The sequence below is a fragment of the Protofrankia symbiont of Coriaria ruscifolia genome (assembly GCF_900634745.1).
GTDB classification, from domain to species: domain Bacteria; phylum Actinomycetota; class Actinomycetes; order Frankiales; family Frankiaceae; genus Protofrankia; species Protofrankia californiensis.
This window is the reverse complement of the sequence record NZ_CAAAFR010000075.1, coordinates 22608-47048: the sequence shown is the minus strand read 5'-3', so window position 1 is coordinate 47048 and position 24441 is coordinate 22608. Positions and strand designations below refer to the sequence as shown.

At 66.5% G+C, this 24441-nt stretch carries 23 protein-coding genes and 2 pseudogenes; 4 read left to right on the top strand and 21 right to left on the bottom strand.

The annotated features are described in order from the left end of the window. Entirely contained in the window at positions 1 to 1239 is a 1239-nt protein-coding gene (locus tag CV1CTNOD_RS10765) for an NAD(P)/FAD-dependent oxidoreductase (RefSeq protein ID WP_131785973.1), read from the bottom strand. Next, a complete protein-coding gene (locus CV1CTNOD_RS10760) occupies positions 1236 to 2561 on the bottom strand; it encodes a cytochrome P450 (protein ID WP_131785972.1) in 1326 nt (441 codons plus the stop codon). Before CV1CTNOD_RS10760 ends, CV1CTNOD_RS10765 begins: the two co-directional genes overlap by 4 nt. A 292-nt stretch (positions 2562 to 2853) precedes the next feature. Between CV1CTNOD_RS10760 and CV1CTNOD_RS10755 the strand changes: the two are divergent. Next, positions 2854 to 3158: pseudogene (locus CV1CTNOD_RS10755) on the top strand (SDR family oxidoreductase); the annotation flags it as partial. A gap of 81 nt (positions 3159 to 3239) precedes the next feature. Here CV1CTNOD_RS10755 and CV1CTNOD_RS27765 read toward each other — a convergent pair. The 11 genes and pseudogenes from CV1CTNOD_RS27765 to CV1CTNOD_RS10700 form a co-directional block, all read right to left on the bottom strand. Next, complete coding sequence (locus CV1CTNOD_RS27765; RefSeq protein WP_131785994.1) at positions 3240 to 4055, bottom strand: enoyl-CoA hydratase-related protein; 816 nt, start codon at positions 4053 to 4055, stop codon at positions 3240 to 3242. Positions 4056 to 4172: 117 nt separating this feature from the next. Then, positions 4173 to 4943: pseudogene (locus tag CV1CTNOD_RS27760) on the bottom strand (enoyl-CoA hydratase/isomerase family protein); the annotation flags it as partial. A 29-nt stretch (positions 4944 to 4972) separates the two neighbouring features. Beyond that, complete coding sequence (locus CV1CTNOD_RS10740; RefSeq protein WP_165485439.1) at positions 4973 to 5500, bottom strand: helix-turn-helix domain-containing protein; 528 nt, start codon at positions 5498 to 5500, stop codon at positions 4973 to 4975. Between the two features lie 113 nt (positions 5501 to 5613). Then, positions 5614 to 6405 (bottom strand): enoyl-CoA hydratase/isomerase family protein, encoded by a 792-nt coding sequence (locus CV1CTNOD_RS10735; protein WP_131785970.1) that lies wholly within the window; start codon positions 6403 to 6405, stop codon positions 5614 to 5616. A 139-nt stretch (positions 6406 to 6544) separates the two neighbouring features. Next, positions 6545 to 7303 carry an SDR family NAD(P)-dependent oxidoreductase gene (locus CV1CTNOD_RS10730; RefSeq protein ID WP_131785969.1) on the bottom strand — a complete coding sequence of 253 codons (759 nt, stop codon included), beginning with the start codon at positions 7301 to 7303 and terminating at the stop codon, positions 6545 to 6547. A 40-nt stretch (positions 7304 to 7343) separates the two neighbouring features. Beyond that, complete coding sequence (locus CV1CTNOD_RS10725; protein ID WP_131785968.1) at positions 7344 to 8273, bottom strand: hydroxymethylglutaryl-CoA lyase; 930 nt, start codon at positions 8271 to 8273, stop codon at positions 7344 to 7346. Positions 8274 to 8313: 40 nt separating this feature from the next. After that, positions 8314 to 9543, bottom strand: coding sequence for an acetyl-CoA hydrolase/transferase family protein (locus tag CV1CTNOD_RS10720; RefSeq protein WP_131785967.1), 1230 nt, complete (start codon positions 9541 to 9543; stop codon positions 8314 to 8316). Further along, positions 9540 to 10742 carry a thiolase family protein gene (locus tag CV1CTNOD_RS10715; protein ID WP_131785966.1) on the bottom strand — a complete coding sequence of 401 codons (1203 nt, stop codon included), beginning with the start codon at positions 10740 to 10742 and terminating at the stop codon, positions 9540 to 9542. Before CV1CTNOD_RS10715 ends, CV1CTNOD_RS10720 begins: the two co-directional genes overlap by 4 nt. Next, entirely contained in the window at positions 10742 to 11491 is a 750-nt protein-coding gene (locus tag CV1CTNOD_RS10710) for an SDR family NAD(P)-dependent oxidoreductase (RefSeq protein ID WP_131785965.1), read from the bottom strand. Before CV1CTNOD_RS10710 ends, CV1CTNOD_RS10715 begins: the two co-directional genes overlap by 1 nt. Beyond that, positions 11491 to 12657, bottom strand: a complete 1167-nt coding sequence (locus tag CV1CTNOD_RS10705) for an acyl-CoA dehydrogenase family protein (protein ID WP_131785964.1) — start codon at positions 12655 to 12657, stop codon at positions 11491 to 11493. Before CV1CTNOD_RS10705 ends, CV1CTNOD_RS10710 begins: the two co-directional genes overlap by 1 nt. Before the next feature lie 73 nt (positions 12658 to 12730). Further along, positions 12731 to 13816, bottom strand: coding sequence for an acyl-CoA dehydrogenase family protein (locus CV1CTNOD_RS10700; protein ID WP_131785993.1), 1086 nt, complete (start codon positions 13814 to 13816; stop codon positions 12731 to 12733). 97 nt (positions 13817 to 13913) lie between these two features. On the opposite strand from CV1CTNOD_RS10700, the gene CV1CTNOD_RS10695 reads away from it, so the two are divergent. After that, positions 13914 to 14681, top strand: coding sequence for a FadR/GntR family transcriptional regulator (locus tag CV1CTNOD_RS10695; protein WP_131785963.1), 768 nt, complete (start codon positions 13914 to 13916; stop codon positions 14679 to 14681). A 50-nt stretch (positions 14682 to 14731) separates the two neighbouring features. Here CV1CTNOD_RS10695 and CV1CTNOD_RS10690 read toward each other — a convergent pair whose 3' ends face one another. Together CV1CTNOD_RS10690 and CV1CTNOD_RS10685 are read right to left on the bottom strand one after the other, a co-directional pair. Beyond that, the gene (locus CV1CTNOD_RS10690; RefSeq protein ID WP_131785962.1) at positions 14732 to 16675 is read right to left on the bottom strand and encodes an AMP-binding protein; all 1944 of its coding nucleotides are present in this window, start codon (positions 16673 to 16675) and stop codon (positions 14732 to 14734) included. 2 nt (positions 16676 to 16677) lie between these two features. After that, entirely contained in the window at positions 16678 to 17853 is a 1176-nt protein-coding gene (locus CV1CTNOD_RS10685; protein WP_131785961.1) for an acyl-CoA dehydrogenase family protein, read from the bottom strand. An 83-nt stretch (positions 17854 to 17936) separates the two neighbouring features. On the opposite strand from CV1CTNOD_RS10685, the gene CV1CTNOD_RS10680 reads away from it, so the two are divergent. Beyond that, positions 17937 to 18389, top strand: coding sequence for an FAS1-like dehydratase domain-containing protein (locus tag CV1CTNOD_RS10680; protein WP_131785960.1), 453 nt, complete (start codon positions 17937 to 17939; stop codon positions 18387 to 18389). Further along, the gene (locus CV1CTNOD_RS10675) at positions 18386 to 18802 is read left to right on the top strand and encodes a MaoC family dehydratase (protein ID WP_131785959.1); all 417 of its coding nucleotides are present in this window, start codon (positions 18386 to 18388) and stop codon (positions 18800 to 18802) included. Before CV1CTNOD_RS10680 ends, CV1CTNOD_RS10675 begins: the two co-directional genes overlap by 4 nt. Positions 18803 to 18849: 47 nt before the next feature. Here CV1CTNOD_RS10675 and CV1CTNOD_RS10670 read toward each other — a convergent pair whose 3' ends face one another. The 6 genes from CV1CTNOD_RS10670 to CV1CTNOD_RS10650 form a co-directional block, all read right to left on the bottom strand. Continuing rightward, complete coding sequence (locus tag CV1CTNOD_RS10670; RefSeq protein WP_131785958.1) at positions 18850 to 20505, bottom strand: AMP-binding protein; 1656 nt, start codon at positions 20503 to 20505, stop codon at positions 18850 to 18852. Positions 20506 to 20632: 127 nt separating this feature from the next. After that, positions 20633 to 21418: an enoyl-CoA hydratase/isomerase family protein gene (locus CV1CTNOD_RS10665; protein ID WP_131785957.1), complete on the bottom strand. Its 786-nt coding sequence runs from the start codon at positions 21416 to 21418 to the stop codon at positions 20633 to 20635. Between the two features lie 39 nt (positions 21419 to 21457). Continuing rightward, the gene (locus tag CV1CTNOD_RS10660) at positions 21458 to 22438 is read right to left on the bottom strand and encodes a zinc-binding dehydrogenase (protein WP_207386329.1); all 981 of its coding nucleotides are present in this window, start codon (positions 22436 to 22438) and stop codon (positions 21458 to 21460) included. A 355-nt stretch (positions 22439 to 22793) separates the two neighbouring features. After that, positions 22794 to 23726: a DUF7064 domain-containing protein gene (locus CV1CTNOD_RS10655; RefSeq protein WP_131785955.1), complete on the bottom strand. Its 933-nt coding sequence runs from the start codon at positions 23724 to 23726 to the stop codon at positions 22794 to 22796. After that, a complete protein-coding gene (locus CV1CTNOD_RS26535; RefSeq protein WP_165485438.1) occupies positions 23720 to 23812 on the bottom strand; it encodes an acyl-CoA dehydrogenase family protein in 93 nt (30 codons plus the stop codon). The genes CV1CTNOD_RS10655 and CV1CTNOD_RS26535 overlap by 7 nt, the downstream gene beginning before the upstream one ends. Positions 23813 to 23855: 43 nt before the next feature. Next, positions 23856 to 24389, bottom strand: coding sequence for an LLM class flavin-dependent oxidoreductase (locus CV1CTNOD_RS10650; protein ID WP_131785954.1), 534 nt, complete (start codon positions 24387 to 24389; stop codon positions 23856 to 23858). Positions 24390 to 24441 lie beyond the last annotated feature (52 nt).

Genomic DNA, 24441 nt, shown 5'->3' with positions numbered 1-24441 from the left:
TTATTTGATGACAGTGTCGCGAAGTGAAACAGCGGGGTCGGTCAGCCTCCTCGGATCGATCCGCTCGCCGCCGGCGATGAGTTTCTTGCCGGCCATGAATTCGCCTGGCGAGTTCGCGGACTCCACCGCCATGATCTTTCCGTCCATATGATGGAACAAGGCGAAGCGTCCCGACGCCGGATCGCCGCGCAGGACGGTACCGGGCGGTGTGGACACAACTCCGGCTATCTTGAGCTTCAGGTCGAACTGGTCGGACCAGAACCAGGGCACTTCCGCGGGGGCAGACGCCGCGCCGACGATCGAGGCCGTGGCCTGTCTGGCCTGTTCCACCGCGCTGGGGATGCTTTCCAGCCGCTGTAGTCCGTCGACACCTGCCAGCGGTCGACGGGTGACGTCCCCGATCGCAAAGATCGCTGGATCGCTGGTGCGCGCCCGATGGTCGACCAGGATCCCCTGCTCGCAGGCCAGGCCGGCCGCCACCGCGAGCCCGTCCCGCGGAACAGCACCGATACCCACGAGGGCGATGTCGCACGGCACCTGTGTCCCGTCGCCGAGGAGCACGCCACGAACATGGCCGTCGTCACCTGACAGGCCGACAATCTGCGCCCCGGTGAGGATCTTTGTGCCACGCTCCCGGTGATACGCCGCCAGAATCTCCGACAGTCGGGAGCTCGCGACCCTCGCTAGCACCCGGTCCTCGCGTTCGATGATCGTCACGTCGACGCCGTTGGCCCGCGCCACCGCCGCGACCTCCAGGCCGACGTACCCCCCACCGATGATCGCTATCCGGCCCCTGCTGACGACGGCCTCGCGCAGGAGACGGGCGTCGGCGAGGGTGCGAAGGGCGAGAACGCCGGCAAGATCGGCACCGGGCACCGGCAGGCGTCGGGGCTCGGCTCCGGTGGCGAGAACAAGCAGGTCGTACTCGGTGGCCTGCGCGCTGCTCGAGTACACGCGGTACGCGGCGGGATCGATCGACTCGATCGACTCGCCCAGCCTGACGGAGATGTTCTGCTCCCGGTAGAACTCCGGCGCGCGCAGCCACTGCTCGAGATCGCCGTCGATGAACTTCTTGGACAGGGGCGGGCGGTGGTAGGGAAAGTCCGTCTCCTGACCGAACATCACGATTTCGCCGGCGAAGCCGGCCTGCCGGAGCATCCCCACCAGCGTGCCACCGGCATGACCCCCTCCGACGACCACCACCCGGCGATCGTCGGAGGAAACCCGCTGTTGGGTCACCACAGCTCCAGACGTATCGGAAGGTTCTTCAGCCCGCCGACGAAGTTCGTCTGGACGACCTTTCGTTCACCGGCCAATTCGACGCTCTTGATACGCGGCAGCAGCTCTTCGAAAATGATGCGGAGTTCGAGCTTGGCCACGTGCTGACCAATACACATGTGGGGGCCGTAGCCAAAAGCGATGTGCTTGTTCGGTCGGCGGTCGAGCTGGAACGAGTCGGGGTCCTCGAACACGTCGACGTCGCGGTTGGCCGACTGGTACAGCAGCATCAGCCGGTCACCCTTCTTGATCTCGCTTCCGTTCAACGTGTAGTCCCGGGCGGCCTGGCGGGTGAACTGCTTGACCGGAGACGCCCAGCGCAGCACCTCATTGACCAGGTGCGGGATGAGCGACGGATCCTGCTGGACCCTTTTCAGCTGCTCAGGATGGATCGCGAGCTGTTCGAGCGCACTCGAGAGCGTGCTCGACGTCGTGTCGTGACCGGCTGTGGAGATCGCGACGAACCAACCGTAGGCGAATTCCTTCGGATAGAACTCACCGTCTTCCTTCTTCGCACACGCGATGATCGTGGCGAGATCATCACGTGGTTCCTTCCGCCGCTCCTCCACGAACACGTCGAAGTAGGCATAGAAGTCCCTGATCGCGGCAGACCACTGCTGCGCGGCTGCCTCCGGTGAGAGCGCTTCGACATCGGCCCGCTGCGCATCGGGGTCGCTCGTACCGAAGAAATCCTGGGTCAGCGCCATCATCCTCGGCTCATCTTCCTCGGGCACGCCGAAAAGGCTCATGATGACGTGCAGCGGATAGAAGAGCGCGAAGTCATTAACGAAGTCGATCTCGTTCTCGCCTTCGCGCAGACGCTTACCGATGGCCTCACGGGCAAGCCCGCGGATGATATCTTCCCACTTCTTCAGACTCGCTGGCCGAAACCAGTCGTTCGCGATGTCCTTGACCGCGGTGTGTTCCGGTGGGTCGAGATAGGGGAGCGCATCAAGAATGCGGAGGCTACCGCCGGTGAGGCTTTTGGTGAACTCGTCACCAGCCTGGTTCTGCAGGATCGGGTTGTGGGAACCCGGCTGGACGCCGCCACCGCTGGTGAAAATTTCCGGCTGACGCTCGATCTCCATGATATCGGCATGCTTGCTGACCAGCCACAGCGGATCGTAGCCCTCTACCCTGACCTGGCCGAGCGGATTGTTCTCACGCAGCCAGCGGTAAGCGGCAAACAGCAGATTCTCGTCGCTGTGCCCTTCAGGTAACACAATCTGCCGGGCAATGTCGTCCGGTATCGGGCGGCTGTCCGCAGTCTTAATCGCGGCCATGAACTCTCCTTGTACTTGATCCCAGATCCAGGTCCGCCGAAGGAGGGAGGACGATGATCGACAACCTCTCTCCCCTGTCGACGTTGCCCGGAGGCGAACCCCACGCGGCGACGTTGGCGCGTGGTCGGGTCAACGGTAGGCGGCCGGACTGTGTCCTGCATCACCCATAGGGGAAGTCCTCATACCTCTTGTGGGTACGACGGACACCGCCTTCTGAACTCAGTGCGACCACTACCTCTTCCTGCGCTACCAAGCGTTCAGTCGCAGGCCAACCTGCCCATGGAAGGGCAAGCCGACGGACTACGCCTGGGAGATGCTCAACCCCACGGACAAAAGCGCGGTCGGGCGACCCAGGCCGACCAGATCCCGATGCGCCGCATGGGCACTATTGAGGAACTGGCGAACCTCATGATTTTCCTGCTGTCGGACGCCTGCGACTGCCTCACCGGTGAAACGATCACGATGGACGGGGGGCAGAAACTGGCTGGCCCCTGCACGTTCGCGGGCCTGACCACACTGAGCGACCAGGCCTGGGCGGACATCCGCGAGCGCAGCCAGCTCGCGACCGCGCAGAGCAAGGCCCAGCGCAACGTCTGACGGTTCTTCTCCAAGCACACGGCAAGCACACACGGCAGAGTGCCCCGGGGGATCTCCTTCCCGGGGCACTCTGCCGTGTCCTTACTTTCCGGTGAACTGCGGCGGTCGGCGTGCCTTGAACGCCGCCAGCGCCTCGGTCATGTCCTCGCCGCGCGTCAGCAGCGCCTGGCCGCGGTTCTCCAGCTCGAGCGCCGCCGCGAAGGAGGCGTTCTCCAGGTTGTACTGCAGTGCGCGCTTTGACATGCGAATACCGGCGGGTGAATTGCCGGCGATCTGCTTCGCCATCGCCAGCGCCTCCTCCAGCAACGTCTCCGACGGCACAAGCCGGTTCGCCAGCCCGATCCGGACCGCCTCCTCGGCCTCGACAGTACGCACGGTGTAGGCGATCTCAGCAGCCCGTCCGGGCCCGACCAGCCGCGTCAGCTGCCATGAGGTGCCCAGGTCCCCGATGGAGAGCCCGAGCCGGACGAACGGGGCGTTGAACTTGGCGGTCGGTGCGACCAGGCGGATGTCCGCGGCGAGCGCGAGGGCCAGGCCACCCCCCGAGGCCGCTCCGTGAATGGCCGCGATCACGGGGAAAGGAAGGCTACGAATCGCCGCGAACCCCCCGGCAGCCATCTCCTGGAAGCGCAGGAACTCACGCACACCCATGGTGCCGATGACGCCGATCTCGTCGAGGTCGAAACCCGCGCAGAACGCGCGGTCGCCCGCCCCGGTGAGGATCAGCGCCCTGGCGTCGGTGTCCCGCAGAGCGTAGGCGACGGTGTTGAACTCCTCGAACATCTTGACCGTCAGCGAGTTCATCCGGGTGGGACGGTTGACCGTCAACAACACGTTGCCGCCCTCGAGTGGCTCGAGCGTCAGCGTCTCCAACTTCGGTGGCTCAAACTGGAGCATGAAACCGCCTTCCCCACTGTTGGTCCGATCCGTCGTCACCGGCCCAGGAACAGGCGACCCGGGAACAGGAATGCCGGTGTGTTCCGGGATGCTGGTGTATCCCGGTATGTCGGTGTGCTCCCGCTTGAAGGCGTCGAGGACCTCCGGGATGTCCTCGTCCCTGGTAAGCACCACCTGGCCACGGTTCTCCAGCTCCAGGGCGGCCGTGTACGAGGGCACCTCCATGTTGGCCTGCAGCGCCCGTTTGGACAGTTGTACGCCGCCGGGTGAGTTGGCACGGATGAGTTCGGCCATGGCGACGGCCTCGGCCAGCAGGGTGCCCGCAGAGACGATCTTGTTGACGAGACCGATATGCTCGGCCTCCTCCGCCTCGACGAAACGTCCGGTAAAGCCGATCTCGGCGACGCGGCTGGGCCCGACGATGCGCGGCAGCAGCCAGGATGCGCCCATGTCCCCGGCGGACAGGCCGATACGCACGAAAGCGGCGTTGAACCTGGCCGACGGCGCGGCCAGGCGGATGTCGGCGACGAGCGTGAGCGACAGACCTCCGCCCGCGGCGGTTCCGTTGATCGCCGCGATCACCGGAATCCGGATCGACCGGATCGTTGCCAGCGCACGAGCGGCGCGCTCCTGGCGCTTCAGCATATCCATGGGCGAAAGGCTCGACAGCTCCTCGGCGTCGTCGAGGTCGTAGCCAGCACAGAAGGCCCTGCCCGCGCCCGTGATGATCAGAACGCGTACGTCGTCATCGCCGTCCACTGCCAGGGCCATTTCCTCGAGTTCCTGGAACATGAGCACCGTCATCGCGTTCAGCCGCTCCGGACGGTTCAGAGTCGCGACGACAATGCCGTCCGTGGGACGTTCGAGCCGGATGGTTTCGAATACCATCTCCCCGGTGCTCCGCACGATCCTTCTCCTCAGCTGCTCGTGTGAATCTCGCCGCTCAGTGAATGCCGCAGCCGATCGACGGCGGCCGTGTCCAGCATCTGGAAGTCCGGGTCGGTCGACAGCCTGAAGAGGCCCCGCCGATACGGCTGAAGATTATTCTTCTGCCATAGGTCGGCGATGAAGGTGTGCGACACCACAATCCCCTCGGCCCGTCGCAGGTACCGCGCCATCTCACGGCTCGACCAGTGCCGCAGCCTCGTCTCCGCGGGGGGCGACTGCCGGATCAGCGCGAGAATCCTCGCGCGCACTCGGCCATCATGAACCAGCGGCGGAGCAGACCGAGACGCATCATACAGTCCCTCGATCCCGGCCTTGGCGAAACGTGCCGGCCACAGATATACGGTGGGCGGCGACACACGCAGCAGAGCGGCTATCGCACGGGCCGACATACCCTCGTCCCACCACAGGACCATCCGCGCCCGGTCGGCAATCGCCCGTTCCTCGACCGAGTTACGGACCAGCATGATCAGCTCGGATCTCTGTTCGTCAGTCAACATATAACGGTTCGCCGCCATAGAGAAACCATGCCAAATTTCGAGAAGTAAATCCACCGCTATTACGGACACCATTTCGGCCCGGCGGCCAGCTGGCCGACCACCCGACCTGACCGTCAGACGAAGTTCGGGGGACGCTTCTCCAGGAAGGCCATCAGTCCTTCCTTGGCTTCGCCGGATTCGAACAAAGCCTGCTCCTGGGCCACTTCGTAGGCAAAACCTTCCGGTAGGGGCAGATCGAACGAGGCATCAACCGTCCGGATCACAGCCTGGAGAGCGGGCAGTGACATGGTGCGGAGCTTGACCGCCAGCTTGAGCGCCTCCTGCTCAGCCTTTCCACCCTCCACGAGCCGGTCGACAAGGCCGATCGCGTGGGCCTCCGGCGCGGCCACCTGCCTGGCCGTCAGCATCATGTAGAGGGCACGGCCGCGGCCGACGAGCCGAGGTAGTCGCTGGGTGCCACCCGCACCGGGGATCAGGCCGAGCTTGACTTCGGGAAGACCGAAGCGCGCACCGGCCCCGGCGACCCGCAGCGTGCACGCCATCGCCAGCTCGAGCCCGCCACCGAGCGCGAGTCCGTCGACGGCCGCAATCGTGATACGACTCGGCGCGGCGAGCCTGTCGAGCACGCCGCGCAGCGAGTCGCCGTACGCCATGAAGGACTCGGCGTCCACCGAGGACATGTGCTTGATATCCGCGCCGGCGGCGAAGAAGCCCGGGATGGCGGACGTGACGACGACCGTGATGTTGCCCGCCGCGTCCAGAGCGTCCAGAGCGTCCAGAGCGGCGGTCAGCCCCTCGATGATGGGCCGACCGAGCGCGTTCGCGGGCGGCCGCTCCAGGGTTATGCGCAGAACGCCGTCCGCCACGCGGTTCCAGCTGACGGCCGTGTTACTGGGGTCGGGCATCGTGCCATCCTCATCAACAGCTCATGGATCCACGGGGCTGCGGAGACGACCAAAGAACGGGTGCCGGCCGCCGCCTGTTTTTCTTGTGGATATCTTTTCTTGTGGATGTCCTTGACTGCGGTGGCCGATCCCAGATCGGTCAGGCCATGGTGAGTCCGCCGCTGACGGACAGAGTCTGACCGGTGATGTAGCCGCTGTCGTCGGAGGCGAAAAAGGCGACGGCCGCCGCCACGTCGCTGGGCTGTGCCAGTCGGCGCAGGGGCACGGATTTCGTCATCCCGGAGATGACTTTCTCGGCGTCCTGGCCGGCATTGTCGGCGAACCTGCGCAGGGCCGGCGTGTCGGTGGGACCAGGGCAGACGGTGTTCGCGGTGACACCCTTGGCCGCCACCTCGCGCGCGAGAGTCTTGGTGAAGGCGATGATGCCGCCCTTGGCACCGGAGTACACCGCCTCGAGCGAGGAACCGACGCGTCCTGCGTCGGAGCCAATGTTGATGATGCGCCCCCAGCCCCGCTCCAGCATGCCGGGCACGACGGTCTGGGTGACCCGCAGCACCCCCTTGAAATTGATTTCCAGGATGCGGTTCCAGAACTCCTCGGTGGTGTCGACGAACTTCATGAAGTCGTCCCAACCGGCGTTGTTCACGGCGATCTCGATCGGACCGAGCTCGTCGGTCACCGTCTTCACCCCGGCCTGGACGGAGGCTGTGTCCGTCACATCCACCTGGACGGCGACGGCCCTGCCGCCGTCGGCGTTGATGGACCCGGCGGTTGCCTGCGCCACATCCAGGTTGAGATCGGCGATGGCGACCTGGAAACCCTTGGCCCCGAGGGTCCGCGAGATACCTGCACCGATGCCCTGCGCGCCGCCGGTGACGAAGGCAACCCGATTACTCATGTCTGTCTCCGATGTGCTCGTCGTGTCTGCGGAAAACTCGTCAGGCGATGCTGGACGGCCACGTGACCGGCCCGGCGATGATCGAGTGACTGGTGAGGGTGCGGCCGAGCACCGACTGCGCCTCGCGGGCGGCCTCGATGATCGCGGGCAGCGACAGGCCGGTGGCCACGCCCATCTCGTGGAACATGCTCACCAGGTCCTCAGTGGCGATGTTGCCGGTCGATCCGGCCGGCACAGGGCAGCCGCCGAGCTCGCCGAAGCTCGACTCGAAGCTGGCGCAACCGGCTTTCAGCGCGGCGAACGCGTTGGCCAGTCCCTGCCCCCGCGTGTTGTGGAAATGAGCGGTGACCTCGACCCCGGGCAGCCGTTCGAGCGCCGCGGTGAAGAACTCGCCGGCGTACGCGGGGTTGGCTATCCCGGTCGTGTCACCGAAACCGACCTCGGTCGCCCCGGCCTCGGCGAACCGCTCCGCGAGGTCCAGCACCCGCTTCAGGTCGATTCTGCCCTCGTACGGGCACCCGAAGGAGGTCGCGATGACGGCGGCACAGTTCAGGCCCTCGGCTTTGATCCGGCCGACCATGACGTCGTTGTCGGCCATCGTCTCGTCGACGGTACGGTTCACGTTCTTCTTGTTGTGTGTCTCCGAAGCGGACACGAAAACCGCGACCTCGTGGAACCTGTGCCGCATCTTCAACGCGTTGTCCAGCCCCTTGCTGTTCGGGACGAGCACCATGAGCGACACGTCGTCGGGCACATCGACGCGGTCGAGTACCTGCACCCCGTCGGAAAGCTGCAGGATCACGTCCGCGCGGACGAAGCTGGCCACCTCGATCCGCTTGAAACCGGCTCTTCCCAGAGCGTTGATCAGCCGGATCTTGTCGTCGGTGGCGATGCGTTCCGGTTCGTTCTGGAAACCGTCCCGCGGGCCGACCTCCCGGATGTGCACATGGTCGGGGCGGCGAGTGCTCATTGCTCGGCTCCTCTCTGTTTTCTCCGGACCTGTCTGTTTCTCAGAACCTGTCTGGTACAGACCTCTCGAGGGCTTCCTGATGCTCCGGTGCGGCGACAGCGATCAGGCGTCGGGCGCGCTCCGCGAGGTCACAGCCGCGAAGGTGCGCCGCGCCGTACTCCGTCACGACCACGTCCACGTCCGAACGGGACGTCGTCACCACGCCGCCCTCGAGAACCGGCTTGATCGTGGACTCCGCTCCGGAGCGCGCACGCACCGCGATGATGGAACGGGCCCCGGTGAGTGCCGCCGCACGCGAGAAGTCGACCTGGCCGCCGACCGCTCCGATCAGAACGCCACGTCGTATCTCGGCTCCGACCTGCCCGGTCAGATCGACCTCGATAGCCGAGTTGATGGACACCAGCGAACGCAGCCGAGACAGCGTCGCCGGGGCGTGGGTGTAACTGGCGGGGCGGAACTCGATCGGCATTTCGACCAACCGTTCGTACAGTTCGGTACTGCCGAGTGCCGCGCCGGTGATGATGGTTCCTTGGTCGATCTCCTTGCGCGCCCCCGTCAGCACACCCTTGTCGACGAGACGCATGATGCTGTCGGAGATCATTCCGGAGTGGAAGCCGAGATCCCGATGGCCGGCGAGGCAGTCGAGAACCGCGGAGGGAAGCGGACCCACACCCATCTGGAGCGTATTCCCGTCCTCGACGAGGTCCGCGACGTTGCGCGCGATGGCCTGGTCCGTGGCGTCCGGTGAACGCTCGGGCGCCTGCTGCAGCGGACGGTCGGTCTCCACCACGGCCGCGAACCGGCTCAGCGGGATCCGTGGCGTGCCGACGGTCGCCGGCATCCGCTGGTTGATCTCGGCGATCAGCACGGGTGTGTGTCGCACGGCATCAGCCGCGTAGTCCACGCCGATACCGAGCGAACAGGTGCCGTCGGCGTCCGGAGGTGAGACCTGGACGAACCCCACGTCGCGGGGAACGAGTCCCTCGGCGAACATGCGCGGCAGGACAGAGTAGTGGCACGGCAGCACATCGAGACGGCCGGCGCGGCTGAGCGCGCGTAACTCGCCCAGGCCGCCGTACGAGACGAGTGACAGCGTGTCGGGCAGTTCTCGGGTGAGCCGCTCGTCCCAGGTCAGCCCGCAGAAGGCGCGCCGCGGACCCAGCTCGCCGATCTGGTCGAGCAGAGCATGCACGAGAGGCCGCGGTTCCGCGCTCGCCTGACTCCACCAGACACCGGCGCCTGGTGCCAGGTACCTCGCCAGCTCGATCATCCGTCGAGCCGCTGCACCAGGGTGGCAGTGCCGAGCCCACCGCCGCAGCACATCGTGACCAGACCGAGCTCGACGTCACGTCGTTGCATCTCGGCGAGGATCGTGGCCATCAGGCGCGAGCCGGTGGCACCGACGGGATGGCCGAGCGCGATGGACCCGCCGTTGACGTTGACCCTGTCCATGTCGGGTTTGAGTTCGCGTTCCCAGGCGAGCACCACGGAGCTGAACGCCTCGTTGATCTCGATCAGGTCGATGTCGGCGATCGTGAGTCCGTTGCGGTCGAGCAGCTTGCGTGTCGCGGGGATGGGGCCGGTCAACATGATGATGGGGTCGACCCCGACCGTGGTCTGGTCGAGAATGCGGGCCCGGACGTTCAGGCCGTACCGCTGCGCGGCCGAGCGAGAGGCAAGCAGCACACCGGCGGCGCCGTCCGAGATCGGTGACGAGCTTCCAGCCGTGATGCGTCCGCCCTCCGCGCGGAAGGCGGGTTTGAGCCCGGCCAACGTGTCCAGGCTGGTTTCCGGCCGGATGCTCTGGTCGGTGGTGCGGGTCTCCCCCGCCAGGTCCAGGGGCACCATCTCAGCGGCGAAGCGGTCCGCGCGGATCGCCTCGGTGGCCAGCCGGTGCGAGCGCACCGCGAACTCGTCCATCTCCCCGCGGCTGATCTGCCAACGGTCCGCGATCAGCTCGGCGCTCTCGCCCTGATGGACGAAGGAGTACTGGTCGCGCAGTTCCTGCGGCCATGGATCGCCGTACAGATCGGAGATTTTCTGCGGCGAGTCGATGGGGACGCGTCCCATGTGCTCGACACCACCGGCGATGACCACGTCGTGCGTGCCGGAGCCGATCAACGCGGCTGCCATGGCGACCGCGGTCTGCGCCGATCCGCAGCGCCGGTCGAGGGTGACGGCGGGCACCTCGGGCGGATAGCCGGCCTGGAGCCAGGCGTTGCGTCCGATGTTGCGCGACTGCTCACCGAACGGCGCCGTGCAGCCGATGACGAGGTCCTCGACCGCATCGGGAGCAATGCCGCTACGGGAGACCAGTTCGGTGTAGCACGCGGCGAGGATCGCGTTGGGGTGGGTGTCGCGGTACCAGCCCCGCTCCGGGTGCGACTTTCCGATGGGCGCGCGGACAGCCTCCGCTATCAGCACCTCGCGTCCGGTGTTCAGAAAAGGACTCGTGGTCGCCCTGGTCATCACATCACCGTCCCACCGTCGACGGGCAGCACCTGGCCCGTGATGTACGCGGCCGCGTCGGAGGCGAAGAACACGAAACTGCCGGCGATCTCCGCCGGTTGCGCCCACCGGCCGAGCGGAATTCTCGCCAGCGTCTTCTGCGCCAGCTTCTCGTTGCTGCGGATGTTCTGCGTCATGGGTGTGGCCGCCAGCGGAGCGAGCGCGTTGACCGTGATGTGGCGGCGCGCGAGCTCTTTCGCCAGCGACTTCGTCAGGCCGATGACACCTGCCTTCGCCGCCCCGTAGTTGGCTTGTCCGATCGTGCCCTGCAGCCCCGCGGCCGAGGTCACGTTGATGATGCGTCCGCTGCCGTCCTCGGGAAGGTAGGGCAGTACGGCCTGGCTGCAGACGAAGCTGCCGAGCAGGTGGATGTCGAGGATCCGGCGGAACGCCTCCTGCGTCAGGTCGGGGAACATCGCCGGTGCGATCGCGCCGGCGTTGTTGACCAGGATGTGCAGGGTGCCGCCGGCGAGTGCCGCCGCACGCTGGGCGGCCTGGGCCGCGGCCGCGCTGTCGCGCACGTCGAGGGCGCAGGAGTCCGTTGTGCCCCCGGCCGCGCGGATCCGCTCCGCCACCGACTTCGCCGCCTGCTCGTCGATGTCGGAGACGAGGACCGCGGCACCCGCGGCCGCGAACGCCTCCGCGGCCGCCGCCCCGATTCCTCTACCCGCGCCCGTCACCATTGCCGAGCGACCGTTCAAACCGAACATCAGTAGCTCCTGGGAAGACCGAGGACGTGTGAGCCGAGATAGTTCAGGACCATTTCCTGGCTGATCGGGGCGATCCGCAGCAACCGCGCCTCCCGGAAGTACCGGGCAACGGCGTACTCTTCGGAATACCCCATTCCGCCGTGCGTCTGCAGCGCCCGGTCGGCCGCCTGGAAACCGGCGTCGGCGCAGAGATACTTGGCGGTGTTCGCCTCGCGGGCGCAGGGCTTTCCCCGGTCGTAGAGCCAGGTCGCCTTGCGCAGTACCAACTCGGCCGCGTCGAGCCGGGCGAGGGAGTCGGCCAGCGGGAACTGCAGGCCCTGGTTCATGCCGATGGGACGGCCGAACACCTCGCGCTCGTTGCCGTACCGGACGGCCTGACGCAGCGCGGCCCGCCCCAGCCCGAGCGCTTCGGCTGCTATCAGCATCCGTTCCGGGTTCAGCCCGTCCAGCAGGTACCGGAACCCCTCGCCCTCCTCGCCGACCCGGTCCTCCACCGGAATGTGGAGATCGTCGATGAACAGTTCGTTCGAACTGACCGCGTTGCGCCCCATCTTCCTGATCGGACGGATGTCGACCGCGTTGCGGTCGAGGTCGGTGAGGAAGAGGGTCATGCCGTCGGTCTTCTTCTTCACGTCCTCGTACCTGGTCGTCCGGGTGAGCAGGAGGACCTTCTCCGACTCCAGCGCCTTGGAGATCCAGACCTTCCGCCCGTTGACCACGTAGTGGTCGCCGTCCCGGCGGGCGAAGGTGGTGATGCGCGTGGTGTCGAGCCCCGCGCCCGGTTCGGTGACCCCGAAGCACACGTGCAGGTCGCCGTTGACGATGCGGAAAAGACTGTGCTGCTTGAGCTCTTCCGAGCCGTGGACGATGACCGGATGCATCCCGAAGATCGACAGGTGCATCGAGCTCGCGGCGTTCATGCCACCGCCGGATGCCGACACCTCTTCGAGCAGGATCGACGCCTCGGTGATACCGAGACCGTGACCGCCGTACTTCTCGGGCGTGGTGATCCCTAACCAGCCGCCCCTGGCGAACGCGTCGTAGAACTCGCTCGGGAACTCGTGCGCGGCGTCCTTCTCCAGCCAGTACTGGTCGTCGAACTTGCCCGCAAGGTCCGCGACGGCTTTGCGGATCGTCGCCTGGTCCTCCGTCAATTCAAAGTCCACAGCAGGCCTCCCACTCGGCCAGGCACGACATCTTTTGGACTTATTGTATCAAAGGACAGACCAAAATGCCGCATCAGCCGACGGGCACGAGAGGGAGTTCCGAGGCCAGGCGCTCGTTCCACACGCTCGGCGCGCCGAAGAGCCGTTTGTTCAGCTTCGCCCGCTTGTAAACGAGCTGCAGTTCGTGCTCCCAGGTGTACCCGATGGCACCGTGCATGGTCAGCGCACTGTCGGCCGTCTGCTCACCAGCGGCCGTGACCTGCGCCTTCGCGGTCGCCGCGTGCAGTGCCGCCTCCTCGTGCCCCTGCTCCACGGACACGGCGGCGAAGTAGACGATGGAACGGGCGGCCTCGACGGAGACCAGCATCGACGCCGCCGCGTGCTTCATCGCCTGGAACGAACCGATCACAACCCCGAACTGCCGCCGCTGCTTGCTGTACTCCACCGCGAGACGCAGCATGCGCTCCGAGGCCCCGAGGCTGTCGGCGGCGACGAGAACAGCCGCCCGCAGTGCGGCCTGGGCGAGCACCCGCTCGGCGTCGACGCCCAGCCGCCGTGCGGGAACGTCGGCGAGATCCACATCGGCGACCGAGCGACTGCGGTCGAGCAGCGTGCGGCCACTGATCCCGACGCCGTCGGCGTCGACCAGGAACAACGCACGTCCCGCGGCCGTACTCGCCGGGACGACCAGCTGCCGTGCGCGGTCCGCGCCGAGGACCGACCGCACGGTGCCGCGCAGGACGCCGCCGTCCCGGCCGTCCCGTACCTCGACGACGGGGCCGGGCTCGTCCGGCGGCCTGTCGGCGTTCACGGCGAGAGCCGCGAAGCTGCCGTCGGCAAGCACCGCCGCGGCCCGCTCCGGTACGCCGGCCAGCGCCGGGATGGCCAGCACCGACGCCATCCACGCGCTGGACGGGGCGCAGTGGCGTCCCAGCTGCTCAGCTGTGAGCGCGAGCTCCAGCAAGCCACCGCCCTGGCCGCCGTAGTCCTCCGCGGACCCCACGGCCAACCAGCCGTTCGAGACCAGCAGCCGCTCGAACGCGGCGACGTCACCGGTGCCCAGCCAGCCATGCACGGTCTCGGCGGGAGCGAAACGATCCAGCCACTCCTGCAACGAGTCCCGGAACATCTCCTGCTCGTCGGCCAGATCCCACCGCATGTCTGCTCCTGTCATGCTCGGTTCCACGATTGCATCGCGCACGATGTTCGGATGGTAACTTAGGTCTGACCAATAGACCATCTGTGGAGAGAAGCACATGGCTGACACGCTGAAGAAGGATCGATCGGCGATCCAGCTCGGTCCTATGGAGGTCCCCAAGGCATCGGACGTGCTCGCCAACGAGCTTCGCGAGCGCATCCTCACCGGCGAGTTCACCGAGAACACACCGCTTCCGCCAGAGCGTGAGCTGGTTACGCAGACCCGGATGAGTCGTTCAACGGTGCGTGAGGCCCTGCGCATCCTTGAGGTTCAGGGCCTGGTCCGTATCAAGGCCGGTCGTGCCGGTGGCGCCTTTGTCCAGCGGCCGAGCAAGGAGGCGGTCGCGACCTCGGTGAGCCTGGTGATCCGGGGCCAGCAGATTCGGCTGGCCGCACTGCTGGAGACACGCGAGGCCATCGAGCCGTTCTGCGCCCAGCTTGCCGCCCGATACCGCACGGCGGACGACCTCAAGGTGCTCGACGCCGCCAACGAGGCCATCGCCGACGAGAACAGCACGCTGGCGGCGTTCCTGCAGGCCAACGTCGACTGGCACGTGGGCGTGGCGATCGCCAGTCACAACGAGCTGCTGACCGGTCTCATGACCGCCCTTTCGCGAGCGATCTACACCGCCACCGAGAACGAGAGGTTCATCGACGCCGAGGTACGACGGCTGACGGCGAAGGCGCACCTGTCCATCACCGAAGCCATTCGAGCGCAGAACCCCGAGGCCGCGATACGCCGGATGAACCGTCACGTCCACTCCTACGCCCAGGCAGTCCTCGAGGTCGAGGAACGCACCGAGATCTCGGTCCCCGAAGAGGCATGACAGGCGCTGGCACGCCTCGCCGGGGACCATCGATCTCGACCCACCCGCGCTCAGTTGCCCAGCCCGACCACCGCGCGGATCTCGTCCACCGCGTCCGGGTTCTCCGCACCCGAGAGATCCCCGGGATCCCGGCCCAGGGCCGCCGCCCGCACCGCGCGTCGGAGTATCTTCGCCGACCGCGTCTTGGGCAGCTGTGAAACCCGCCGAACCAGCCCCGGAGCGAAGGGTTTGCCGAGCTCGGCCGCGACCATCTCCCGCAGCTGTGCCGAGACGTCCTCGGTCGTGTCCGGGCGGGGGACCCAGAACGCCCAGACGGCCTCGCCCTTCTTGGGGTCCGGAACGCCGACCGCGGCCGCCTCGGCCACAGCCGGATGGGTGATCATGATCGACTCGACCTCGGCGGGTGCCAGGCGCTTGCCCGCCACGTTCATGACGTCGTCGGAGCGGCCCAGGATGAACCACTGCCCGTCCTTGTCGACCATGGCGAAGTCGCCGTGGCGCCACACCCCGGGGAAGGTCGACCAGTACGCCTCGAGATAGCGGGCCTCGTCCCGCCACACTCCTCGCGTCATCGCGGGCCATGGTTGACGGCAGACCAGCTCGCCGACCTCGCCACGCACCGACTGCGCCCGGTCGTCCACCACGTCGACGTCCATGCCGAGCGACGGCCCGCCCAGCGAGCAGCTCCGGATGGGCTCAACCGGGTACGGCGCGAGGAAGGATCCGCCGACCTCGGTGCCACCCGAGAAGTTGATGATCGGGACCCGTCCCCCGAAGACGTCCTTCGCCAGCCATTCGTAGGAGTCGGGATCCCAGGGCTCGCCCGTCGACCCGAGCACGTGCACCGACGACAGGTCGAAGCCGTCGACCGAGGCCTTCTCGCTGGAGCGAAGCGTCCGGATCAGGGTCGGCGAGACCCCGAGCATGGTGACGCCGTGCCGGTCCACCAGGTCCCACAGTCGGTTGGAGTCGGGCACGTCGGGCGAGCCCTCGTACAGCAGCAGCGTCGCGCCGTTGGCGTGCGTGCCGAAGATCGACAGTGGGCCCATGATCCAGCCCATGTCGGTCACCCAGCAGAACACACCCCCCGGGCCGACGTCGAAGGAGTAGGCGACCTCGCTGGCCACCTTCACGAGGAAACCGGCGTGGGTGTGGACAGCACCCTTGGGCCGGCCCGTCGTGCCGGACGTGTACGCCAGCAGCAAGGTGTCGGTCGCGTGCATCACCTCGGCCTCGCCGGCGTCGCCCGGGCCGGCGAGAAGATCGCTCCACCGGGTGTCCCTGGCCCCGGAGGTCTCCGGGACGCCCTCGAGGTTGCCGACGACGATGACATGCTCCACGGTCGGGCACGACCGCAGCGCCTCGTCGAGCAGTGGCTTCATGGGCACCGCGCGTCGACGCCGCACGGTGCCGTCGGCCACGATGACCGCCTTGGCGTCAGCATCCTGGATGCGGGAGGCGATGGCGGTGGGCGCGAACCCGGAGAACAACGGCACCAGGACCGCACCGAGGCGAGCGAGCGCGTAGCAGGCGACAACGGCTTCGGGAACCATCGGCAGGAACAGGGCCACCGCGTCGCCCTTCCCGATCCCCAGCCCGCGCAGGCCCGCACTGACCTTGTTCACCTGCCGCACGAGTTCGCGGTAGGTCACAATCCTGATCTTGCCATCCTCGGCCGTGTGGATGACGGCCGGCTGATTCGCGACCGGCTCGTCCCCGTCCCAACGCCCCAGGCAGGCGTCAACGATGTTGAGCTCGCCGCCCACGAACCAGTCGGGATGCTCGATGCCCGCGGAAAGGTCGACCACCCGCGAGTACGGCGTGCGGAACGGCAGGTTCAGGTCCTTCACCACTGCGTCCCAGTACCAGCCGATGTCCCGCACCGAGCGCTCGCGCAGCTCGGCGAGCGACGACAGGCCGTGCGCGCGCGCCAGCCGCGTGACGTTGGCGTTCTCGACGTACTCGGAGGTGGGAGTCCAGGTGCACTCGGTCACGATCATCTCCGGGGCATGTCGAGGATGCGCTCGGCGACGATGTTGCGCTGGATGAAGGTGGATCCCCCGGCGATCGCGGTGCCGCGAGCCTGATAGGCCAACCGGAGCCACCGCGAGTTGCCGAGCCGCTCGTCGTCCGGGGAGAACTGACCGCCGAGCGGCTCGAGGGAGAGCCGGAAATCGGCCAGGTCCTCGACGAGCGGGCAGAAGTAGAGCTTGCCGATCGAGGTGACCGGCCCGGGCGGACCCGCGTCGGCGGCGAGCGTGATCACCCGCTGACCGATGAGGTAGTGGATCAGGGCACGTCCGTAGAGGTCGGCGACCTTCTGGCGGACCGCCGGGTCGCCCCCCAGCGGGCGCCCGTTGTCGTCGGTGAGCCGGCTGACGTCCGTGACGATGTCATCGACAGCGCGCTTGGTGTTCACCCGGCCCGTGGCGATGGCGACCCGTTCGTAGGACAGCGTGGCCATCGCGACGCGCCAGCCGCCGTCCACCTCACCGACAACCATGTCGTCCGGGACGAACACGTCGTCGAGGAAGACCTCGTTGAACTCGACCTCTCCCAACATGTGCGCGAGTGGACGGACGGTGACGCCTTCGGCGTCCATCGGCAGCAGGAAGTAGGTGATGCCCTTGTGGCGCGGCCCGCCGCCGGTACGCGCGAGCAGGATGCCGTGGGCGGCGAGGTGGGCCCGGCTGGTCCAGATCTTCTGGCCCTGCAGCCGCCAGCCACCGTCGACCTTGGTCGCCCTGGTCCGCAGCGACGCCAGGTCCGATCCGGCCTCCGGCTCGGAGAAGAGCTGGCACCAGATCTCCTCACCGGAGAGGATCGGCCGGAGAAACCGTTCCTTCTGCGCGTCCGTGCCGAACCCGATGATCGTCGGACCGGCGAGGTCCTCGCCGATGATGTTCAGACGCTCGGGTGCGCCGGCGCGGTCCGTCTCCTCGATGAAGATCGCACGTATTTTCAGGTTGACACCACCGCCGCCGTACTCCTTCGGCCACGACAGTCCGGCATAACCGGCGTCGAACAGCATGCGCTGCCACTGCCGCCAGAACGGCAGCTGCTCGACCAGGTCGGCTGGCTCCGGCCAGGGAAGCCGCGGAAGGGCCGTCGCCAACCATTGCCGGACCTCGGTGCGGAAGTGTTGTTCCTCTGGCGAGTCCGCAAGATCCATGCTAGCACCCCTCATCCGCGATTCATGCGATGATACTATAGGTCAGACCGAAAAGGGGTTTTCACGTTGGCGAGGAACTACGGTTGAGCGGGGAACTCATCGGCACGGTCGTGGACGAGGTCGCCTTCGATGTCGAGCGCGGCAAGATCTGGGAATTCTCCCGAGCGACGTTCACCACGGACCCCGTGCATACGGACGCGGACGCCGCACGCACCGCGGGTTTCGACGATCTGCTGGCCACCCCGACCCATGTCGTCGTCGCCGGGCATCGGCGTGACCAGCGCGCCTTTGTCGAAAAGCTCGGCTTAGCCCTCGAACGTGTGGTCGTCGGTTCGGTGCGGTGGCAGTACCTGCGCCCGCTCCAGGCCGGGGACTCGCTTCGAGGTGTGCGCCGCGTCGTCGGCGACGAACGTCGGGACGGGAAACGCGGCGGTTCCATGCGCATAGTGACATTGGAAACCGAGTACGTCGACTCCGCGGGAACACCGGTCGTCCGTCAGCAGGACGTGCTCATCGAGCGGGGAAAGAGCGCATGAGGCAACCCATTCAGGTCACGATCGGAGACACATTCCCGGCCAGGGACATCGGGCCGCTCACGCAGACCGACATCGTGCGCTTCGCCGGCGCGGGCGGTGATTTCAATCCGCTGCACCACGACCCCGAGTTCGTCCGGTCGACCGGCTTTCCCGGTGTCATCTCGATGGGGCAGATGCAGGCCGGGATGCTGGCCGGCTGGCTGTCGGACTGGCTCGGCGTGGAGCACCTGCGGGAGTTCGAGGTGCGCTTCGTCGCCCCGGTTTTCCTGGGCGACGTACTACGTCTCTCGGGTGAAATCGTCGCGATCGACGGACAGGGCCCTGTCTCGATCGCCGATGTCGCCCTGTCGGCGAGCCGGGGCGACGACACGGTGGTGAAGGCCAGCGCGCAGGTCGTCGTCGCCTCATCCTGACGTCGACGCGACGCGTCACCGTGCTGGCATCACCACGCCGGCACAGATCACGACTTGAGTTTTTCGGCGATGTCGGCGCGGAGGATGTGTTTCTGGATTTTGCCCGTTGCGGTCATCGGCAGCCGTGGCACGATCTCCAGGTGTTCGGGCATCTTCTGGATGGCCAGACCCTGATCGAGAAGGTAGGTCTGCATGTCCTCCAGCGTCAGCGACTCATGCCCCGCGGCGAGCACGAGGTAGCAGCACAGCCGCTCCCCCAGCTGGTCGTCCGGCATCCCGACGACCCCGACACCGCTGACGGCCGGGTGCGCCGTGAGCAGATCCTCGACCTGGCGGACGCTGATGTTCATGCCACCGCGGATGACGATGTCCTTCAACCGGCCGGTCACCCGGACATAGCCTTCCTCGTCCATGACCCCCAGGTCACCTGACCGTGAATAGCCGTCCGGGGTGAACAGGGCGGCGGTCTCCTGCGGGTTGTTGATGTACTCGAGCATGTGGCTGGGCCCGCGGAAGGCGATGTCGCCCTCCTGACCGCGCGGCAGCTCAAGGCCCACCTCGTCGACGACCTTGATCGAGGTTCCGGGAAGGGCCGATCCGTCGGAGGTGATCGAACGACCTGGGTCGTCCTCCACCGTGCACATGGTGGTCACGGCGTTCTCTGTACGGCCGTAGAGACTTAGTATCTGGCAGTCCGGCAACAGCTTGCGAGCCCGTTCCACAAAAGCCCCCGGAATGGGTGAACCCGCGGAGACCCAGATGCGCAGGCTGCTGGGATCGTGCTGGTCGGGATCGTAGACGTCCATGAGCATCTGCAGGAACGTCGTCGCGGTCACCGCGACGGTGCAGTGGAACTTGCTGATCTGCTGTAACCCTGCGCTGGGCTCCCATGTCTCCATGAGGTGCGAGGCGGCACCGTAGATCATCGGTATGAGGAGACTCGTGATGAACCCCGTCGTGTGTGTCACCGGCGACGGGCCGAACTGGACGTCGGACCGGCGGTAACCGAGGCCCTTGCCGAGCAACCGCGAGCCGGCGGCAAAGGTGTTGAAGGTATGCAGGCAGCCCTTGGGGCGAGACGTCGTGCCCGAGCTGTAGACGATGACGAAAGGGTCATCGGCGCCGGCACCCGCACCGAGTTCCTCGGCCGCGACCACCGGGCCGGAGGCCGCCAACAGCGACCCGAACGCAATCACCGAGTCACGCTCGTCGGAGGAATGCCCCCGCGCTACAACGATCTTCTCCAGGTCCGGGCAGTCGGCCTGGAGCTTGGTGTACATGTCGAGGTAGTCGAAGTTCTTGAACCTCTCGCAGGTGATGGCCACCCGGATGCCACCGTCGCGCAGGATGTAGCCGACCTCGTCACGCCGGTAGATCGGCATGATCGGTACCATGATGGCACCGATCCGCGACAGCGCCACCGCGATCTGCGCGAACTCCGTCCAGTTGGGGATCTGGACGCAGACGCGGTCCCCCTTACCCAGACCCAGACGCTTGAGGCTCGCCGCGAGACGCAACCCGGTATCCCGGAGCTCCTGGTAGGTCAGGGACGTGGTGTCGTCCGTGATGAACACCTTGTCGGGCTGCCCGGAAACCTGAACGTCCAGGACGTCGAACAGGGTCTCCTCACACCATAAGCCGGTGGCATAGAAGGTGGCGATGTCGTCTTGTGAGTAGCGGTCCGTCACCGTTGTGAACGTCATCGTGATCTTCCTCGCAGTCAACAACGACCGTGTGCCAGGTCACAGTACTTTAGTCGACCTTAGAATGGTTAGACCAAAAAAGCAATGACTTTGACCCCGGTGCCGGTAGCCGGTCAGGAAGAAACGATCACCTCATCTTCCACTCGGGGGCCCGCTTCTCACGGAACGCCCGCACTCCCTCGACGAGGTCCTCGGTGGTAAAGGCCAGGGCGAGCTGAGCCTGCAGCACATCCAGGGCCTCGCCCAGACCGAGGTCGCGAGTGGCGTTGATGGCATCCTTGCCAAGCTTCATCAGCAGCGGCGACTTCGACGCCACCTTGTGCGCCCAGGCACGGACGACATCGTCGAACTCGGCGTCGGGCACTACCGTGTTCACGATGCCCAGGTCACGGGCTTCCGAAGCGCTGATGAGGTCACCGAGCATCATCAGCTCGTTGGCCTTCATCCGATCGACGTTGCGGTAGATGAGAGCCGAGATCATGAAGGGGAACGCGCCCACGTTGATCTCCGGACAGCCGAACCGGACCGACTCCTTCGCGATCACCAGGTCGCAGGCCAGCGCCAACCCGAACGCCCCCGCGAGCACGTCACCGTTGGCGGCACAGATCACCGGCTTGCCCAAAGCCCCGATCAGCTTGAAAAGACGCGGAAAGCGATCAAGTCCGGCGTACTTGGTAATCGTCGTACGATCATCGGCGAACGCCTTGAGATTGCCACCCGCGGAAAAGATCCGATCATGCGACGAGGTGAGCACCGCGACCCGCACGGCGCTGTCGTTCCTCGCCGCTTCCAGCGCAGCCAGAAGATCGTCAAGGAGCTCGTCACTGAGCGCGTTGCGGGTTTGCGGGTGGTCCAGTGTCACGAAGGCGACACCGCGGTCATCCGCCTCGTAACGGACGAGCTTGTCTGCCATCGACGTTGTCCCTTCCCGGTACGAGTGTTCAGTCCTTGTTCAGTCCTGAGCAAGGACGATCTTGCCGAACCCGTCGCCCCGCTCGAGGTACTGCTGCGCCTGCTCAGCCTGATCGAGCGGGAAAACCCTGTCGATGATCGGAGGTGCCACCTGCCGGGATTCCAGCAGCGCCAGCAGCCCGGCGAAATCGCGAGGACTGCCCATCGTGGTGCCGAGCAGGTCGTACTGGCCGAAGTAGAAGCGCCGTACGTCGATAAGCGCTTCCTGCGCGCGCGAAGCACCGAGAACCACCAGCCGGCCGCCGGGGCGCAACGCCTGGATCGACTCCCGCCAGCTTCCCACCGAGTCCAGCACGAGGTCGAAACCTCGTCCCCCGGGTGAGCGCTCCTTCGCCGCCTGCGCCCAGTCGGGCTCGGTGTAGAGAACTCCACCGCTGGCCCCGAGGCTGCGGGCCCGCGCGATTTTGGTGGCCGAGGACGAGGTGAGCACCACCGAGGCACCGATGCCGACAGCGAGACCGACCGCCATCGTGGCCACACCGCCACCGGCACCGAGCACCAGCGCGGACTCCCCGGCGCGCAGCCTGCCGCGGGTGAACAGCGCGCGATAGGTGGTCAGCCCCACCAGCGGCAGGGCCGCCGCCTCAGGCCAACTGAGTCCGGCGGGCTTCGGCACCACGCATTCGACGGGCACCCGCACCAGCTCGGCGTAGGTGCCCGGCTGGTGGTCACCCAGGATCTGCCAGTCCGCACCCGGCGCACTGTCGTCCTCGCCCCACCACAGCGAGGGCACGATCACTACTTCCTCGCCGGTGTCCACGCGCACGCCCGCGCCGTCCGCACCGAGCACATGCGGCAGCGGGGAATGATACCTGCCCTGCCGGACGAGCACGTCATGCCAGTTCAAGGCGGTGGCACGGAGTCGGACCGTCGTCCACCCGGGTTCCGGTCGCGGATCGGGAAAGTCGGCGAACCGCAGGTTCCGCGCCGCACCGAACTCACGGAGGACGACTGCGCGCACCCTACCTCCAAGCAAAGGTCTGATCATTGGACCCTAGTGTCGGAAGTCGCGAGGGCGCAAACAACCCGCCTACAGATGATCTTGGCCGATCGCCGACGCCGACTACGACAAGGACCCGCACCTGCGCGCCTTCTGCCACACCCATCGGTTGTCCACATGCTCGCCATACCGAAAGCCTGCCGTTGATCGACGCCCGAGGCCGGGACACTCGCCCGGAACGGGTCCAGGGCCACTTCCCCGCCGGAACGTTCGGTGGACGGTAGAGGAGAACAAGTCGTCAGGGGCCTTTCACGCAGGCCGTGCGCACTCAGGCGCTCCCCCAGCGCCTTACAACCGGTAACTGATCAGCCCCAGATCACGCCTTGCTCTCAATCAGGTGCTGCAGGTAGGGCGTCGGCCAGTGGGTCTCGAACTGTCCGGCGCCGACCTCACCGTCGATTGTCGCGGTGCAAGCCGCCTCCCAGATCTCGGTGGCCATCTTGTCGTTGGTGGGCAGCTTGACGACCCCGTAGCTGTCAAGCACGAGATGTGTGCTCTCGCCGGCGATGTCGATCAGTTCGGCATCGAGCCGGCGCTGGGTCATGTCCTCGTTGTAAGAGGCCTTGTGCTTGATGTGCGAGACCGGAACGGTCACGCCATCCTTGACGACATAGCCTGCGAATCCCCACTCACCCTTGGCGATCCAGATCCAGCCGTTCACGGCCCGGCCGGACTCGGTGTACGCGACGAACCACTTCCAATGGTGCGGAATCCCCCAGTTGCGGTTCCCCCACGAATGGTCACGGTGCCCCATCCGGTCCCACTCGATCCGGCGTCCGCCGACGTCGATGAAGCCCGTGACGCGACCGGTCTGCTCCAGCCGGTTCTCCGCGAACCAGGCGGGCAGACCGTCGGGGTTCGAGCGGTAGCTGAACGCGTCGTGGATCGCTGCGAAGGTGTATTCAATGGTCAGTTCCTCATCATGGAACACGACCTCGGCGCTACGACGCAGCTCCGGCTGTTTGACCGTGAGACCCTGGAACTCGAAGTTGTCGAAGTCCATGTCGGCCGGTACGCCCCCACTCGCCAGCTTGAGCGCAACCGGTTCGGTGCCCGGTCCCCAGACGGAAACGTTGTAGCCGGTCTTGCCCCGGTCGGTGAGGTATAGGTAGATCTGCATACCCAGCCGCTCCTCAGGCATGATCAGCTCCCAGAAGAGGCTGTCACGCATCTTCCCGCCCGGGGCCGGCCAGTGCCGCAGGTCGTCCCGAGGGCCGAAACCTGGGTCGACACCTCCCAGCGTCACCATTGTTTTTCCTCGTTGGAGACGAAGCGCCGGACCGACTGCCGGAACATGCGCTGGTCGTCGTCATAGACCTTGCGGTGGTTCAGCATGAACGGGCCTCCATCAACGAGTCGGAATCGTAGCCGGTGACCATCACGAACCGCCCTGCAGCAGCTTGCGCACATCGGCCACGGCGTCGATACCGGCCTCGTCGCTGCCCGCGAACGGGATGAAGTTGAACGTGCTACAACCGGCTTCGATGAAAGGCGCGACGAACTCGGCCACGTCCTCCGCCGTGCCGTAGGGGACATAGGACTCGAATTTGTCGAACGGAGTGCGGTAGAGGCCTTCCATCGCCGGGGCCACCCTGCTGCGCGCCGCGGCCCGGTCGGAGCCGAACCCGCACCAGAATGTCATGCCGTGCTTCCAGCCGACATCGGCACGGCCCACGTCCGCTGCGTGCTCCTCGACGGCGTCGATCGCCTCGGCGCAGCGCGCGGCCGAGGTCCAGATGCCGAGCCAGCCGTCGCCCAGTCGCCCCGCCCGTCGCAGCGCGGCGTTGGAACGGCCGCCTAGCACCAGCGGGATGGGCTGCTCCGGCGTGGGTCGAAGCCGTGCCTCGTCCAACGAGAAGAACTCGCCCTCGTAGCTGACAGTCTCTCCGGCCAGCAGCGGAAGTCGGTCCATGCCCGAAAAAGCAGGTTGTCGGTCTCGGTGTCGATGGCGTTGCGCTTGTCGG

Bases quoted from the DNA above. Each gene is read 5' to 3' on its own strand.
- CV1CTNOD_RS10740 (WP_165485439.1), bottom strand. From the start codon at position 5,500: ATGTTGACTGACGAACAGAGATCCGAGCTGATCATGCTGGTCCGTAAC.
- CV1CTNOD_RS10715 (WP_131785966.1), bottom strand. From the start codon at position 10,742: ATGACCAGGGCGACCACGAGTCCTTTTCTGAACACCGGACGCGAGGTG.
- CV1CTNOD_RS26535 (WP_165485438.1), bottom strand. From the start codon at position 23,812: ATGCTGAACCACCGCAAGGTCTATGACGACGACCAGCGCATGTTCCGG.
- CV1CTNOD_RS10685 (WP_131785961.1), bottom strand. From the start codon at position 17,853: ATGGATCTTGCGGACTCGCCAGAGGAACAACACTTCCGCACCGAGGTC.
- CV1CTNOD_RS10670 (WP_131785958.1), bottom strand. From the start codon at position 20,505: ATGACGTTCACAACGGTGACGGACCGCTACTCACAAGACGACATCGCC.
- CV1CTNOD_RS10675 (WP_131785959.1), top strand. From the start codon at position 18,386: ATGAGGCAACCCATTCAGGTCACGATCGGAGACACATTCCCGGCCAGG.
- CV1CTNOD_RS10735 (WP_131785970.1), bottom strand. From the start codon at position 6,405: ATGCCCGACCCCAGTAACACGGCCGTCAGCTGGAACCGCGTGGCGGAC.
- CV1CTNOD_RS10720 (WP_131785967.1), bottom strand. From the start codon at position 9,543: ATGATCGAGCTGGCGAGGTACCTGGCACCAGGCGCCGGTGTCTGGTGG.
- CV1CTNOD_RS10695 (WP_131785963.1), top strand. From the start codon at position 13,914: ATGGCTGACACGCTGAAGAAGGATCGATCGGCGATCCAGCTCGGTCCT.
- CV1CTNOD_RS10730 (WP_131785969.1), bottom strand. From the start codon at position 7,303: ATGAGTAATCGGGTTGCCTTCGTCACCGGCGGCGCGCAGGGCATCGGT.
- CV1CTNOD_RS10700 (WP_131785993.1), bottom strand. From the start codon at position 13,816: ATGCGGTGGGATCTGGCCGACGAGCAGGAGATGTTCCGGGACTCGTTG.
- CV1CTNOD_RS10655 (WP_131785955.1), bottom strand. From the start codon at position 23,726: ATGGTGACGCTGGGAGGTGTCGACCCAGGTTTCGGCCCTCGGGACGAC.
- CV1CTNOD_RS10665 (WP_131785957.1), bottom strand. From the start codon at position 21,418: ATGGCAGACAAGCTCGTCCGTTACGAGGCGGATGACCGCGGTGTCGCC.
- CV1CTNOD_RS27765 (WP_131785994.1), bottom strand. From the start codon at position 4,055: ATGCTCCAGTTTGAGCCACCGAAGTTGGAGACGCTGACGCTCGAGCCA.
- CV1CTNOD_RS10760 (WP_131785972.1), bottom strand. From the start codon at position 2,561: ATGGCCGCGATTAAGACTGCGGACAGCCGCCCGATACCGGACGACATT.
- CV1CTNOD_RS10650 (WP_131785954.1), bottom strand. From the start codon at position 24,389: ATGGACCGACTTCCGCTGCTGGCCGGAGAGACTGTCAGCTACGAGGGC.
- CV1CTNOD_RS10725 (WP_131785968.1), bottom strand. From the start codon at position 8,273: ATGAGCACTCGCCGCCCCGACCATGTGCACATCCGGGAGGTCGGCCCG.
- CV1CTNOD_RS10710 (WP_131785965.1), bottom strand. From the start codon at position 11,491: ATGTTCGGTTTGAACGGTCGCTCGGCAATGGTGACGGGCGCGGGTAGA.